This window comes from Aquimarina aquimarini (assembly GCF_900299535.1).
GTDB classification, from domain to species: Bacteria; Bacteroidota; Bacteroidia; order Flavobacteriales; family Flavobacteriaceae; genus Aquimarina; species Aquimarina aquimarini.
Map to the genome: position 1 here is coordinate 1 of NZ_OMKE01000015.1, position 14751 is coordinate 14751.

A 14751-nucleotide genomic window follows, 5' to 3' on the forward strand; every position below is an offset into this window, starting at 1 on the left:
ACTCAGGTGTATGTATTAGATAGAGAGATGCAATTATGCCCTGTAGGAGTTCCAGGAGAGTTATATACCTCAGGAGAAGGAATTGCTTTGGGATATTTGAATAGGCCCGACTTTACCAAGGAGCGTTTTGTTTCAAACCCATATGGTAGTGCAGATAGTAAATTATATAAGACAGGAGATGTAGTTCGCTGGTTATCCACAGGAGATTTGGAGTTTATAGGTAGAAATGACAATCAGGTAAAAATTAGAGGATTTAGAATAGAACTAGAAGAGATTAGTTATCAATTAAACAGAATCAAAGAGATTAAACAATCTTTTGTAACCGTAGATACCTGTGAGCAAACAAAGGATGTGTCTATTGTGGCCTATATCGTGTCTGAAACAAATATCAGTAAAGATACAATCATAACCACATTAAGATCATGTTTGCCTTCATACATGATTCCACAGCATTACATATCTATAGAGGCATTACCAATTACGGCTAATGGTAAAATAGATACAGCCTCATTACCAAGAGTAGACAAAAATGTTTCAAAAGATACCTATGTAGCACCAAGAAATGAATTGGAAGAAAAAATAGCCGCTATCTGGAAAGAAGTATTGTCAGTTGATCAAGTAGGGGTATATGATAATTTCTTTTCGATAGGAGGTAATTCTATTTTGGCAATTAAGCTTGTAGCGATGTTGCAACAATATTTCCAAATGGAAATCAACGATATTTTTGAATATCCTACAATAGATGAGTTGATCAAAAATATTAGCTATGAAAAGAACTATCTCAAACATAAACTAGAATCTTACATTTCTAAGCTCAAAGCGATGGAGTTTGTTGAACAATTTGCAACTAAAGAAATTAAGAAAGAAAATAAAAAAGCAACAGAAAGACTTAAGCAACAGAAGAAAGACTATATAAAAGATATTAAGAAATTACGTAAGCTGAATTACAAGAAAAAGATCTCATATGATCATATTTTCTTGTTAGGAGGAACAGGATATCTGGGAGTACATCTGTTGTTTGAAATATTAGAAAAACTTCAAAGCAAGGTTACTCTGCTTATTAGAGGTGAGGATCAACAGGATGCAGAAAATAGAATTCGAGATAAATACACCTATTATTTTGGTAAGAATGTTTTTGATTACAACGATAGGGTACAGGTGATAAATGGTGATATTACAGAACCTTTCTTTGCAATAGAGCAAAGTAAATACGAAGCGCTAGCTGAGCAAGTAGATTGTATTCTGAACACGGCAGCAAATGTAAAGCACTACGGTAAACAAGAAGATTTTGAAAAGGTAAATACACTACCAATTCATGAGCTAGTTTCCTTCTCTCTTATCGGTACACCTACCCCAATACATCATATTTCGACATTAAGTATTGGAGGTTTTTTAAGTGAAGAAGTAGTAGCGCAAGAAGAGGAAGAAGAAAACCTGAAAGTAATATTTACAGAGCAAGAAACAAATAAAAAGCAACAACACTTTAATCACTATGCAAAAAGCAAGTTCGACGCAGATACTTTGTTAGATACTGCTAGAGCAAAAGGAGCAATCGTAAATATTTATAGAGTAGGAAACCTTAGTTATCATAGCAAAACGGGTCATTTTCAGGAGAATATAGAAAATAATGCTTTTTATAACCAGATCAGAGCAAATCTGTTTTTAGGAGGAGTTATTCATAGTGAGATAGGAACAGAAATATCGTGTATTGATAGAGTAGCACAGGCGATTACTAAAATCTTTGACAAAGAACAATTATTGAATAGAAATTATCACTTAAAAAATGATAACCTGTTAGACAATAAAACATTCATAAAAGCAGCCAACAAAAATGGATTTGATGTACAAAGTATGGAGTCTAGAGAATTTCTAGAAAATATGTTAGGCATGTATGATGCCCATACGGCATTAATTAACCGTTTTATGCTTCATCTCAATATTTTTGATGGAGAAGCGTCAAAAAGAGTCCCTTACATGTTATGTAATGAAGAGACAGAATATATTTTGAAAAAATTAGGATTTGCTTGGAATCCAAATAAAGAAAGAGAAGTAAAACTCATGTTAAATTATGGAAGAAAAATTAATTATTGGATCAAATAGTCAGGTAGCCGTATCTACTGTACTAAAAGAAGCTTCAACACAACAACTGGATTATCTTAAAGAGAGAATCGAGGCTGGATTACCCAGTTTTTTATCCTCTATAAATCCTGTGTTTGAAGAATCCGTTCAGGTAGCTTATATGCTTTCAGAAATAAGTAATCACTTTCAAAAAGGAGAATATAGAAAAACATTCTTTGGGAACTCTCATTTAGAGGCTGTTCATGGAGCAATAAAGGTAGGTAGGCACGCAGCTAAAGAACTTTTTGATAAAGAAGGAGGAAAAGTCGTCGTCCTAGATAGCCTTAATTACTACAAAAAGATATTTGACCCTTTGCAAAAAGGTAAGGGTAAAGCATTAATTCCTGGAGTTGAATTTCTTGAAAATATCAGTAGCTTGGCAACTCATATCCAAAATAAAGAGCTTGCTGTAGCAGTAATAAAACTAGAGAAAGAACAAGAGGTAAACGATACTTTACTACAGATTCTTATAGAAGCACATAAGAATACTATAGTAACTGTTTTAGATATGAGCTGTTTGGATATAGACCAGATAAAAGTGCTTCCAGCTGAATTGATACGGCAGTCTGATGTTCTCGTATGGGGAGAAGCATTAACAGATAACAGATTTCCTTTTGGAGCCTTTTCTACAAAAAATAGTATTCATAAACCTTGGAACAGCTTTGATAGAGCATTATTACACTCATCAACTTATGGAGGAAATGGATTGGTACTAGGATTTGTGAGGAATGTTCTTTTGAAACAGTATCCTGATTTTAACCAGAGAAAGTACAACAATGTTTTTAGAAAGATTAAAAAATCTGAAGGATTCAAATTCAAAATGGCTTCAAAGTATATGAATGAATACCTCAATTTTCTTTTTAGAACTACAGTTTCTATGAATTTTGAAGAATCTAGATACTCTTATTTTATTACCAAAGGCAAAAAATATTTAGACTGTGTAGGAGGCTCAGGCTGTAATGCAAGAGGACATAATCGATTAGATATTATTGATGATGTGCTTGAACAACATGATACGACAAAAGACTATTTTGAAGACCTAGAAAAAGAAATGGCACTACGTACAGGGTTGAGTAGAGCAATGATGGGTAATAGTGGGGCAAGTGCTGTAGAGATGGGGATTATTATGGGAATGCTAGCTAATAAAGGAAAAAAGAAAATAGTTGTTTTTAATGGAAACTATGCAGGAAAGACATTAATAGCGATCAATGGAACAAATGATGATCATAGCCATTTTGAACCACTTTATGCTGATGTAGAAATTATAAATCCATATGTAGCATCTGCAAGAAAAGATCTAGAAAATGTCTTACTAACCAATGAGGTAGGATTAGTTTGGTTTGAGCATATTCAAGGAGGTGCCTTACTCAAGATACCTACAGATTTATTATCACTTCTTGCAAAACACAAAACTACCTACAAGTATTTGATAGGAATTGATGAAATCTTACATGGAGTTCATAGAACAGGAGATTTTCTAAGTTTTGATACGACCATTATAGAACCCGATATTATCACTTTTGCCAAAGCTTTAAGTAATATGGTATTTCCTACCTCTGTAGTTATGATGTCTCAACAAGTTATAGAAGCTGCTGAGGATACAAATTATGAAACCGTGCAGTACTATAAAAATGTGTTTAAAAACCAACTGGGAGCACATCTCGCTTTAGATGTGCTACGCAAAAGCGAAATGGAGAATATCGCTGCTAATGTGAAAGAAAAATCAGCATATTTACAACAACAAATAGGTCAATTGTTTAGAAAATCTAATTATTTCAAGAATATTGAAATTGTAGGTTTTCATATTCGATTTAATCTTAATATGAAAGCATATCCGTTTAAGTATTTTTCATACAAAAAAGCTACAAATATTATCACAAATGCCTTCTATAAAAAGGCAAAAATCATTACCTTTTTAGGGAGAATGCTTCCTCCTTTAAATAGCTCAAAAGAAGACATTGAGGTGTTGATAAAAGGAGTCGAAAAAATGGTAAGTATCCCAGGGTGGTACTTTATTTGGATTGGGATTAAACAGTATGTTCACATGAAATATTTGATGATAAAAAAGAAATTATAAAATAATAATAGTTGTATAAATATAGAAGAAATGAATAAAAAAGAAGAACCAAAAGTTCGTTGGATAGACTTTGGGATTCCTATTGGTATTATTGCATTGGCAGTACTACTAGGAAAAACCTCTTTGCTTCAGGAATACCCCAATACAGTTTCGATATTGATTACCTATACTTTGACGATAGTATCTCCTTTGGTATTTTTGATTCTCATTTGGGAAAAGAAGATATTTAGGCTTACTGCAATTCCTTTTTTTACCATAGGAATTATTTTGGTGCGTTTTCTTTTATTAGAAGAACAAAGGGTTCACCTAGAAGTTATTACAACGTATCTATTACCAGTTATAGAAATTCTTGCGATTCTATATATTGTTTACAAAAGTTATATGTCTATTAAGTCATTTAGGGCAAATGCCAAGGAAGATGCCGACAGGTATATGGTATTTAAAAAAACTGCCTATGACATGGTAGAAAATAGATTTCTTACAAATTTTCTAGCTTCAGAAATTGCTTATGTAAACTATGCCTTTTTTGAGTGGAGGACAAGGGCTTTAAAGGACAATGAATTTACCTGCTATAAAAAAAGCGGAGTTACCAGTGTTTTTGGAGGGATTATTTTTGTTGTCCTTTTAGAAACCATTGTTTTGCACCTTATACTGTATCGGTATGATTTAAAAATTCTAGCTTGGGTTTTTACCTTTAGTAGCTTGTATGTAGCTATGTTAATTTTTGGACATCTAAAATCTATGAAATTCCGTTTTTCAAAATTAAAAGAAGATCAGTTAATACTTAGATATGGACTTTTTGGAGATGCTCGCATCAATCTTGATATGATAGAAAAAGTAGAATCAACTACCAAAGATGTTGATATAAAAGAGAAAAAAGTAGCTAAACTGGCCATGATAAGTGATATGGAAGATCACAATATTGCACTCTATTTTAAAGAAAAACAAAAGGTAGAAGGAGCCTACGGGATTATCAAAGAATGTGATGTGTTACTATTATATATAGACGAAAAAAAGCACTTTCTGGAGACATTAAATCAATTAATTCAACAAGCTGAACCAGCATCGCAACAAGTATATACGTCAGCTTCAGTATAAAAAAGCACTATCTCATTAATTGTATAATTAATGAGATAGTGCTTTTCAGACAGAATTTGAGTTACACCCTTCTATTGGACACTACCTCAGTTCTTAACTATATTTGAAAAACGGGTCCAACTATAAAAAGTTAAACCCGCTGAAATTTTGTTTACACAAAATTATGGATACTGTCTATTTATTATTGGTTATTCATTCTGATCAGATTTTTCTTCCTTTTTTGAATTAAGCTTTAGAAGCCTTTCTTCACTTTTGGAAAGACTGGATTGAACCTTGGTAACCTTCTCTTGATGTTTTTTTAGTCTTTCTTCCACTTTAGCAACTTTAGCAATTTTTTCTATGTATTGCTCTTCTGTGATTTCACCAGCTTCTTTTTGAGCAGCTAAACGATCCTTAGTTTTTTGAATTTTGTCAGTTCCTTTACTACTTTGATTTTCATAAAAAGCCAGCTTTTCTTTTTTACGTTCGATGTTACTTTGAACAAGATTTGCTTTTTCGTTCTTATATTCAACTCGTTTGGCTTTTATCTCTTCTCTTTTTTCTTTGGTAGCTTCTTTATAGGCAGTAAGCTTTTCTTTCAATTCAGGATTAGCGTCTAGATAAGCCTTTTTTTCTTCAGGAGACATTCCCTTCATTTTTTCTTTATGTTCTCCCAGAATAGCCTTTCTACCTTCTTTTAATTCTTTTTTTGCTTCTTTAATTTCCCCTTTTTGGGCTTTCAGCTCTTCTTTCTTCGCCTTTATATCTTTTCGCTGAGCTTTCATTTCTTCTTTTTTCTGCTTCACCTTTTCCTTACGCTCTTTTATAGCGTCTTCAGGTTTTTGAGCATTCGCTATTCCGATAAACCCAATTAATAGGATCATCAATATATATCTTGTGAATTTCATTGGTATAATTTTATAGGTTGTCTAATTCATTGAGAGCATTGTCAATTTCCTTAGCTTCTTTTTCTAAAGACTCTAATTCTTGTGTAGTTTCTTCTGCTTCTTCCTTCACAGTCTCAATTTGTTGGTTTAATTCAGCAGCTTCTTTTTTTTCTTGTTCAGCTTTTTTATCTGTACAAGACATGAGACAGAAACTCATTACAAATAAAGTTAATAAGATTTTTTTCATAATATAAGTGTTGATTAGATTAAGTACCTAATTTACTTATTTTTTTCAGTTTTAACAATTTCAAAACCCTTTAAAGTGTTAAAAATTAAGTGATAACGATTCAGTGAATTTTTATTCAAGATTGTTAATACATAAAAAAAGCATCGATATCAATACACTTTTTGTTAAAGAAATTGATATCGATGCAATTATAAGTAACACATAGTTTTTAAAGAAACTATGAATTTGTTAATTGTTTCTTGTTAAACAAGAGCTTCCTCTAGATAGTAAGAAGGAATAGTTGCCATAATGTTTTGGTGTAATGAATCAATTCTAACAACAATTTTTTGGGTATTATCAACCCTCATTACCTCGCATCCTAATCCATCTAATGATCCATGTAAAATTTTTCTAATATCTCCTACTTTAGGTAAATTTTGGGTGACCTTAATTTCTGAGATTTCATCATTACTAACAAGAAGTTTGATTTTTTGAATTTCTTGCTGAGTTAGTAATGCGTACTCATTACCAAAACAGATAAATTTACAAACACCTTGCACAGATAAGGCCTTGTGAAATTCTTTTGCAGATGTAATATTTACAAAAACATAAGAAGGAAACAAGGGTTTAAAAATGGTTTTTTTTCGATCACTCCATTGTCTTATAGTCTTTATTGTTGGTAGAAAAACCTCAATCTGTTTTTCTTGTAAAAGACAATGGACTTTTTTCTCTTGGCATGATTTTACATAAAGTACATGCCACCCGGTTTTAAGAATTCTAGTCATAAAATTAATAATTAGTGTGAAATAAATATAATTATCATTGAATCTCTTCAATGGTCATTAACTTTATTGTTTATAATGGGGGGAGGTAATGATTAGATAAAGCTTCGCTTCCTGTACTTACAAAAATGGTCAGGGGTAAAGTATAAATGCAAAGAATTCATAGTATTTGAATTGCTAAAAAAATATTAATTTATCAGTATAAAAATACAAATATATTATGATAATTATTTGATATATTGTTCTTAAACGTCAACAATATAATACATTAGTGATATTTCTTTAAAAATTGAACGTTACGATTATATTAAGATTAATTACACAAAAAAGATAATTAGTGTTAAAAATACAATACATATTATAGTAACGATTTTTTTGCTTATTTGTTTTAAAAACTAACGTATATAAATTTTATCCATCTTTTTTAAAAGTAGTATTAATAATTATAAGAATTATATATCTTAATTTAAGAATCACTTTATTAGCATGTTATATAAAATCAGGGGTTTTTTTGAAATTGATGGAAACACATAGAGGAATTTGATGTTAAAGGGTCGTTTAAAAATATATAAACGACCCTTCTTACTAGTATGCCAACCAGCTTTTATATTTAATATTTTCTTTATTTAATCAATACTTTTTGACTATCTACTTTTTTATTATTGATTAATAAAGAATAAAAATGTATACCATTGGTTAGTTTGGTGCTATTAATAGTTATAGATGTATTTCCTCTTTCAGAAACAGGATGTGATGCTAGTTCTTGCCCTTTAGAATTAAATATTTTGACAGCAGCAGTAGCTATATCTTTAGCTATAAATAATTCAAGCGTTACTTCTCCATCAGAAGGATTAGGGAAAGCTTTAATCAATCTGGATTTAGAGGAGTTTGCAGGAATGTTATTACTCGCTATTTGATTTTCTAATTTTGTAACTTTAGCAGACAAATTTTCGATCATCTCTTTTTGTGTTTTTATGGCCTCTACTAATATAGGAACCATATGAGAATACGAAATAGATTTTCCTTCTATTCCTTCGACATTTCTTACTAATTCAGGAAAAACTTTTTCAACATCTTGAGCGAGAAATCCAATTTCTTTTTTTTTGGATTTGTCAGATTTCCAAGTGTAAGAAACAGCATCTAATTTAGATAAATCATCAAGATAATTTTTATTTATTATAGATATATTTTCTTTATCATTTTTATCAGATCTTTCATATAGGGTTTTTGCATAAATATCTATAAAGCTGGCTCTAGGAGTATTAAAGAATACAATAAACCTTTCAGATTCTAATCTAGGATCGGAAGCAGTGGTATTAATTAAAAATTGGCGTCTTCTGTATGGAGAGGTATTGCTATAACGAACTCTAAGTGAGCCTCCCTCGATGTCTAGTTTTTTTGCAGGAGACCTCGTGCCTATACCTACATTTCCATTAGGAGCTTCGTATAATTGTGCATTAATATCTATAGAGGAAAAAAGAAATATACAGATAGATAATTTAATGAATATTATTTTCATGATTTTTGGTTTTAAGATTATTGTATGATGCTGGTTAGGCATGTATTAAATTTACAAACTATTGGGGTATATTTTTTCTTTTTTAAGAAAAGGTTACATAATGAGTTGAAAAATAATATTTTACAGTAATTGCGGAAGTTTATACCACTTTAGGAAGCAGTATATGTATTAGAAACATACTTTAGTAAGATTTCAAAATAAAAAATTACCTTTGGAAAAGGGGAGGTGCAAAAAGAGCAAGTAGATAAAAATCAATTACTTTTCTATACGTATTTATATAAGTAGGGATAATTTTTGCGTTCAACCAATTAAGCAATATTGAGCAGTCTATGTCAAAAAACAAAGCTACTATACAATCTATCGCAGACACATTAGGGGTTTCTGTATCAACAGTATCCAGAGTAATGAATGGGGTCGGTAAAAAATATAGAATTAGTACAAAGACCATTGCAGCCATTCATGAAACCGCAGAAAAATTAAACTATACGCCTAATAAGATTGCAAAAAGCCTTCGTCTGAAAAAAACATTTACCATTGGAGTAATTATTCCTGATATTTCTAATCCTTGGTTTTCAAAAATTACCATGCGAATAGAAGAAGAATCCAGAAAAAGAGGGTACAGTGTTTTTTTATGCAATAGTAATGGTGATATTACCATAGAAAGGGATGCATTAAAATTATTAGAAAATTGGAGTGTTGATGGCATTATTATCGTTCCCATTGGGATAGAGTATAAGCATTTGCTCGCTTTGTATAAAAATGGAAAACCATTGGTTTTGGTAGATCGTTTTTTTGAAGATGTAGAACTACCTTATGTTTCTACAGATGACAAGCAAGGAGCCTTAGAAGCGAATGAACTATTAATCAATAATGGGCATACCCGTATAGCATGTATACAAGGGTTGAGAGGAACTTCGCAAAACACACAACGAGTTAATGGGTATAAAGAAGCACATAAAAAACATGGTATTCAAATAGATGAATCCTTTATCGTAGGAAGTGATTTTGGGTATGATAATGGCTATAATGAGGCCAAAAAAATCCTTAAAAATTTAAAAGACACCCAAATAACAGCTATTTTTTCTACAGGAAATCAAATAACGCTAGGAGTTTTAAAAGCATGTAAAGAGGAAAATGTAAAAATCCCAGAAGAGTTATCATTAATCTCTTTTGACGAAAATAACTATTCAGAGCTCTTATACACTCCAATTTCTACGGTATCTCATATAGATGATGAAATAGGAAATAAAGCGATAGAATTATTATTTAGTCAGATAGATAAAAATACAATTGAAGAATCTACAAATGTACTAACACCCACTCACCTGATCCAAAGAGCTTCAGTGCAAAAAATCTCATCATAAAAAGAAGTTTTAAAAAAACAAAAGTGCAATTAAAGACTCTTTTTAGTGCCTTTTCTAACTTGGCTATTATTATTATTTAAATAGTATAGTAATTTTTTTTCATTAAAAATAAGAGAAATAATAAGAGGATAATAAATCAACGTAAAATCCCTCTATTACTGAACTTCAAGATACCTAGAGCACTGTTGTTTTGCAATAAAGTAATTACGGTAATTGTGTTAAATAACAGTCTGTTAGAGAATGAAAGTTTTGGAAAATCAGAAAAAACTACTATTTTGCACAAACGTTTGCGCAAAAAAATATTCTATAATTCTTTTGAATTAAGAATGAATATAAAAGGATAAAAATCAAGAGGCAGGATGCCTTTTTTGCAATTCATCTCTTTTTCTTAAAACCCTAGTGATGAATTTGTGTGATATTAATTTAATTTTCTGTAGTTATGAAAAACAGTTTTCTTTTTGTCATTTTTTTAGTGTTCCTGGGGGCAGAAATATCAGCGCAGGTAACAACATCAAACATCAGAGGAAAGGTCATGGATGATCAGGGGCTCGCCTTAATGGGAGCAGATGTTATAGCAATACACACGCCTACTGGAACAAAGTATGGAGTGATTACCAATTCAGATGGTAGGTTTAATATGCTTAACCTTAGAGTAGGAGGGCCTTATACCGTAACAATATCTTATTTAGGGTTTAAGACTCAAACACAAAAAGAAGTGTTTTTATCATTAGGTAAAACCTTAACTTTTGATACCACATTAACACTCGACGCAGAAGCGCTGGGAGAAGTAATAGTTGTTTCTGATGGCGCAGGCACTTTTAATGGTGATAAAACAGGAGCCGTAACAAGTGTTACGAGCAAACAGCTAACAAAACTTCCTACGATTTCTCGATCAGCACAGGATTTTACACGATTAGAACCAACAGCAAGTGGTAATTCTTTTGGAGGAAGGAATGACCAATTCAATAACTTTTCATTAGATGGCGCTGTATTCAATAATCCCTTTGGGTTAGACTCTCCTACACCAGGAGGACAAAGTGGGGCGCAACCCATTTCGCTAGATGCTATTGATCAAATTCAGGTATCATCAGCACCCTATGATGTAACACAATCAGGTTTTACAGGAGCTTCTGTAAATGCGGTAACAAAAAGTGGGACCAATGAGTTTCACGGAACTGTATACAGTTTTTATAGAGATGAAAACCTAACAGGAAATAAAGTAAAAGGAGAAAAGGTAATACGACCAGATTTGAGTCAGTTGCAATCAGGATTCAGTATTGGGGGACCTATCGTAAAAGACAAGTTGTTTTTCTTTGCCAATCTAGAAAGAGACCAGAGAGATGACTTAGGAACCAATGGTTTTGTGCCTAATACAGGATCTGGAGCCATTAATGAATCTAGAGTTTTAGAAAGTGACTTGATAGCAGTACAACAAGCATTAGGTAGCTTAGGATATAATACAGGAGCTTATGAAGGGTTTACTTATGGAGCAGAATCTATAAAAGGAATTTTAAAACTGGACTGGAATATCAATACCAAACATAGATTAGCTTTTATCTATAATTTCTTGGATGCATCAAAAGAACTACCAGCACATCCAACAGCTATAACCGCCAGAGGACCAAATTTTCAAACACTACAGTTCGAGAATTCAGGATATGAAATCAATAACAGATTGCAGTCATTTCAACTAGAATTAAATTCTACCTTTTCTGATGTAATCACCAATAAACTACAAATAGGATATTCTCATTTTGATGATTTTAGAAACCCACTTTCTGCACCCGCACCTACGATTGTAATTCAAGATGGAGACGAGAGTAATTATATTATTGCAGGTCACGAACCTTTTTCTATTCATAATGAACTGGATCAAAAAGTGATTCAGATTACCAATAACGTGAATTATTTTATAGGAAATCACACTCTTACCTTAGGAGGATCTTTTGAAAAATTTATGTTTGATAATTCATTTAACCTAACTGCTTACGATAATTTTGCAGCAGGAGGTAATTATTATGGTTTGTTTAGACCGTACCCAAGTGTTCAAGCATTTTTGGAGGATGCAAACAATCCATCTGGCGGATTAGCAGGAAACCTTCAGTTTGCACAAAATACATTTAACAACAACAATCAATTGGCAGTAGGAGATCCAGGAGGATGGGCATTGGCAGAAACCAATGTAGGGCAATTGGCGTTCTATGCTCAGGATGAATGGAATATTTCTGATGATTTTAAACTTACATTAGGAATTCGTTTTGACAAGCCTTTGTTTTTTGATACAGCAGATAAAATTAGAGAAAACATAGAGCGAAAAGGAACCTATGACCCTACCATTGTTTATTTTAATCCAGAAACAGAACAAGAAACCACTATTGATTCTGAGGTATTGCCTAATGATGATTTCTTGATTTCACCAAGAGTAGGATTTAACTGGAATATCAAAGGAGAATCAAAAACACAGATCAGAGGAGGATCAGGAGTGTTTACAGGTCGTTTTCCTTTTGTATGGATAGGAAATCAGGTACAAGGTGTAGACTCATTTTTTTATCAAACAGTAAGTCCTGATTTTAAGTTTCCTCAGGTATGGAGAACCAATATCGGAGCAGACCACAGGTTTGAAAACGGTTTAACACTTACAGCAGATATTTCATATACCAAAGATATCAATGCCCCACATGTACAAAACTGGGGATTACGAAATCCATCGGCAACCCTAAACGCTTCTGGAGATAATAGACCAGTATATGCTGATGCAGACAAAGAGAATAATGGATATGTTTTTATCAATTCTAATAAAGGAAGAATATGGAACACTTCTATAAAAGCACAAAAAACATTTGAAAACGGATTGTATGCAAGTCTGGCCTATAGCTACCTTAATGCAAAAGATATCAATTCTATCGAAGCAGAAATCACAGGAGATGCGTTTGATTTTAATCCCGTATCAGGTAATGCAAATCAAGATGTGTTAGCACACTCTAAGTATGGTGATACGCATCGTTTTATTGGTGTTGGAACCAAACAATTTAATTATGGAAAAAATGACCAATGGTCAACCGTGATCTCTACGTTTTTTGAATATGCACAAGGAGGGAGGTTTAATTATACCTATGCAGGAAATATAAATAATGATAGTTCTTTACAAAATAATGACCTATTGTATATTCCTACCGCAACAGAAGTACAACAAATGCAGTTTTCAGGCGTGGGTCAGGCAGAAGCTTTTGAAGCCTTTATTCAACAAGATGATTACCTCAGTGAAAATAGAGGAGAATATACAGAACGATATGGAGCATTGGCACCATGGAGAAGTAAATGGGATGTAAAACTATTGCAAGATTTCAATTTTATGATTCATGAGCGTAAACAAACGATCCAGTTTAGTATAGATATATTAAATTTTGGAAACCTGCTTAATTCTGATTGGGGGGTAATATCAACGCCTAATACCTTAAACCCATTGTCAGTTTCTGTAGATCCAACGACCAATACGCCTACATATACATTTAATCCAGATTTGAAAAAAACTTTTGGTTCAGATGCCAGTCTTCAATCCAGATGGCAAATGCAATTTGGACTACGGTATATATTTTAATATCATAAGGAAACATGTATAAAATACAGCAGGTAACTCCAATACATGTCTTCCTTTTTTTTAAAAGAAGTAATTCAAAAACAATAACTAATAATACAAGGTCTTTGCCTATGAGTTAGCCACATTCAAAAAAATAAAGCAAAGACCTTATTGATGTAATAGAGTTTATATAAATAGAAAAACAGTAAAGATGAAAAAAATTATAACTGTAATAGGAAGTTATAATCACGATATGGTACTTCAGACCACACGTTTTCCTAATCCAGGAGAAACCATTACCGCCAAAAAGCTAGAGATGTTTTCTGGAGGAAAAGGTGCAAATCAGGCAGTCGCAGCAGCAAGATTAGGAGGAGATGTTTATTTTATTACAAAAGTAGGTAACGATGCCTTTGGCAATAATGCCAGTCAAAACTTTTCTGTAGATAATATACGTACTGATTACATACTACAAGATATGGAAGTATCCTCAGGTACGGCGGTCATTTTGGTAAATCAAGAAGGACAAAATTGTATTGTAGTAAATCCAGGAGCAAACAATATGTTATTGCCTAGTGATATAGAGGATTGCCAAAAAGCAATCAAAGAAGCTTCTTATATTTTAATGCAGTTAGAAATACCTTATGAAACTGTAAAATATGCTATAGAAACAGCATATCATATGAATAAAAAAATAGTGCTCAATCCTGCACCTACAGTTCCTCTGGATGATAACTTATACTCAAAACTTTTTTTAATTACACCCAATCAAACCGAAGCAGAAATGTTGACAGGGATAGCATGTGTAGATCAAATATCGGTTGCTAAAGCTGCCGATGTATTGCTACAAAAAGGAGTTAAAAATGTAATCATTACGCTGGGAGAAAAAGGAGCATATTTCAAAAATAAAGAAGAAGAATTTCTGATTCCTATTCGGGAAGTAGATGTCAAGGATACCACAGGCGCAGGAGATATTTTTAATGGAGCTTTATTAGTTGCATTAGCAGAAGAAAAAAATTGGAAACAAGCAGTAGCCTTTGCTAATTCTGCATCTTCTATTGGAGTAAGTAGAATGGGAGCGCAATCATCTGCCCCTTATAGAGATGAAATTTTGGTATAAAGCGTTT

The 14751-nt window shown here is 32.3% G+C and carries 10 protein-coding genes; 6 read left to right on the forward strand and 4 right to left on the reverse strand.

The window, feature by feature from the left end; translation table 11 throughout:
* The 3 genes from DG508_RS08775 to DG508_RS08785 form a co-directional block, all read left to right on the forward strand.
* The coding region (locus DG508_RS08775; RefSeq protein ID WP_159090768.1) for an SDR family oxidoreductase at positions 1-2100 on the forward strand (2100 nt) is incomplete at its 5' end.
* Positions 2069-4195 (forward strand): aminotransferase class III-fold pyridoxal phosphate-dependent enzyme, encoded by a 2127-nt coding sequence (locus DG508_RS08780; protein WP_108867787.1) that lies wholly within the window; start codon positions 2069-2071, stop codon positions 4193-4195. The genes DG508_RS08775 and DG508_RS08780, both read left to right, overlap by 32 nt.
* A 30-nt stretch (positions 4196-4225) precedes the next feature.
* Positions 4226-5293, forward strand: coding sequence for a hypothetical protein (locus DG508_RS08785; RefSeq protein WP_108867788.1), 1068 nt, complete (start codon positions 4226-4228; stop codon positions 5291-5293).
* A gap of 188 nt (positions 5294-5481) precedes the next feature.
* Here the strand turns inward: DG508_RS08785 and DG508_RS08790 are convergent, their stop codons facing one another.
* From DG508_RS08790 to DG508_RS08800, 4 genes are all read right to left on the reverse strand, one after another.
* Positions 5482-6180, reverse strand: coding sequence for a hypothetical protein (locus DG508_RS08790; protein WP_159090769.1), 699 nt, complete (start codon positions 6178-6180; stop codon positions 5482-5484).
* A 10-nt stretch (positions 6181-6190) separates the two neighbouring features.
* The gene (locus tag DG508_RS20995) at positions 6191-6406 is read right to left on the reverse strand and encodes a hypothetical protein (RefSeq protein ID WP_159090770.1); all 216 of its coding nucleotides are present in this window, start codon (positions 6404-6406) and stop codon (positions 6191-6193) included.
* Between the two features lie 242 nt (positions 6407-6648).
* The gene (locus DG508_RS08795) at positions 6649-7170 is read right to left on the reverse strand and encodes a UpxY family transcription antiterminator (protein ID WP_108867790.1); all 522 of its coding nucleotides are present in this window, start codon (positions 7168-7170) and stop codon (positions 6649-6651) included.
* A 619-nt stretch (positions 7171-7789) separates the two neighbouring features.
* Positions 7790-8686, reverse strand: a complete 897-nt coding sequence (locus DG508_RS08800; protein WP_159090771.1) for a tail fiber domain-containing protein — start codon at positions 8684-8686, stop codon at positions 7790-7792.
* A 329-nt stretch (positions 8687-9015) separates the two neighbouring features.
* Between DG508_RS08800 and DG508_RS08805 the strand changes: the two genes are divergently transcribed.
* The 3 genes from DG508_RS08805 (at position 9016) to rbsK (ending at position 14744) form a co-directional block, all read left to right on the forward strand.
* Entirely contained in the window at positions 9016-10050 is a 1035-nt protein-coding gene (locus DG508_RS08805) for a LacI family DNA-binding transcriptional regulator (RefSeq protein WP_108867792.1), read from the forward strand.
* Between the two features lie 439 nt (positions 10051-10489).
* A complete protein-coding gene (locus DG508_RS08810; RefSeq protein ID WP_108867793.1) occupies positions 10490-13648 on the forward strand; it encodes a TonB-dependent receptor in 3159 nt (1052 codons plus the stop codon).
* A 190-nt stretch (positions 13649-13838) separates the two neighbouring features.
* Entirely contained in the window at positions 13839-14744 is a 906-nt protein-coding gene (gene rbsK / locus DG508_RS08815) for a ribokinase (RefSeq protein ID WP_108867794.1), read from the forward strand.
* Positions 14745-14751: the final 7 nt, after the last annotated feature.

Excerpts from the sequence above, each read along its gene's own strand:
- DG508_RS08780 (WP_108867787.1), top strand. The coding sequence starts at position 2,069 with ATGGAAGAAAAATTAATTATTGGATCAAATAGTCAGGTAGCCGTATCT.
- DG508_RS08785 (WP_108867788.1), top strand. The coding sequence starts at position 4,226 with ATGAATAAAAAAGAAGAACCAAAAGTTCGTTGGATAGACTTTGGGATT.
- DG508_RS08790 (WP_159090769.1), bottom strand. The coding sequence starts at position 6,180 with ATGAAATTCACAAGATATATATTGATGATCCTATTAATTGGGTTTATC.
- DG508_RS20995 (WP_159090770.1), bottom strand. The coding sequence starts at position 6,406 with ATGAAAAAAATCTTATTAACTTTATTTGTAATGAGTTTCTGTCTCATG.
- DG508_RS08795 (WP_108867790.1), bottom strand. The coding sequence starts at position 7,170 with ATGACTAGAATTCTTAAAACCGGGTGGCATGTACTTTATGTAAAATCA.
- DG508_RS08800 (WP_159090771.1), bottom strand. The coding sequence starts at position 8,686 with ATGAAAATAATATTCATTAAATTATCTATCTGTATATTTCTTTTTTCC.
- DG508_RS08805 (WP_108867792.1), top strand. The coding sequence starts at position 9,016 with ATGTCAAAAAACAAAGCTACTATACAATCTATCGCAGACACATTAGGG.
- DG508_RS08810 (WP_108867793.1), top strand. The coding sequence starts at position 10,490 with ATGAAAAACAGTTTTCTTTTTGTCATTTTTTTAGTGTTCCTGGGGGCA.
- rbsK (WP_108867794.1), top strand. The coding sequence starts at position 13,839 with ATGAAAAAAATTATAACTGTAATAGGAAGTTATAATCACGATATGGTA.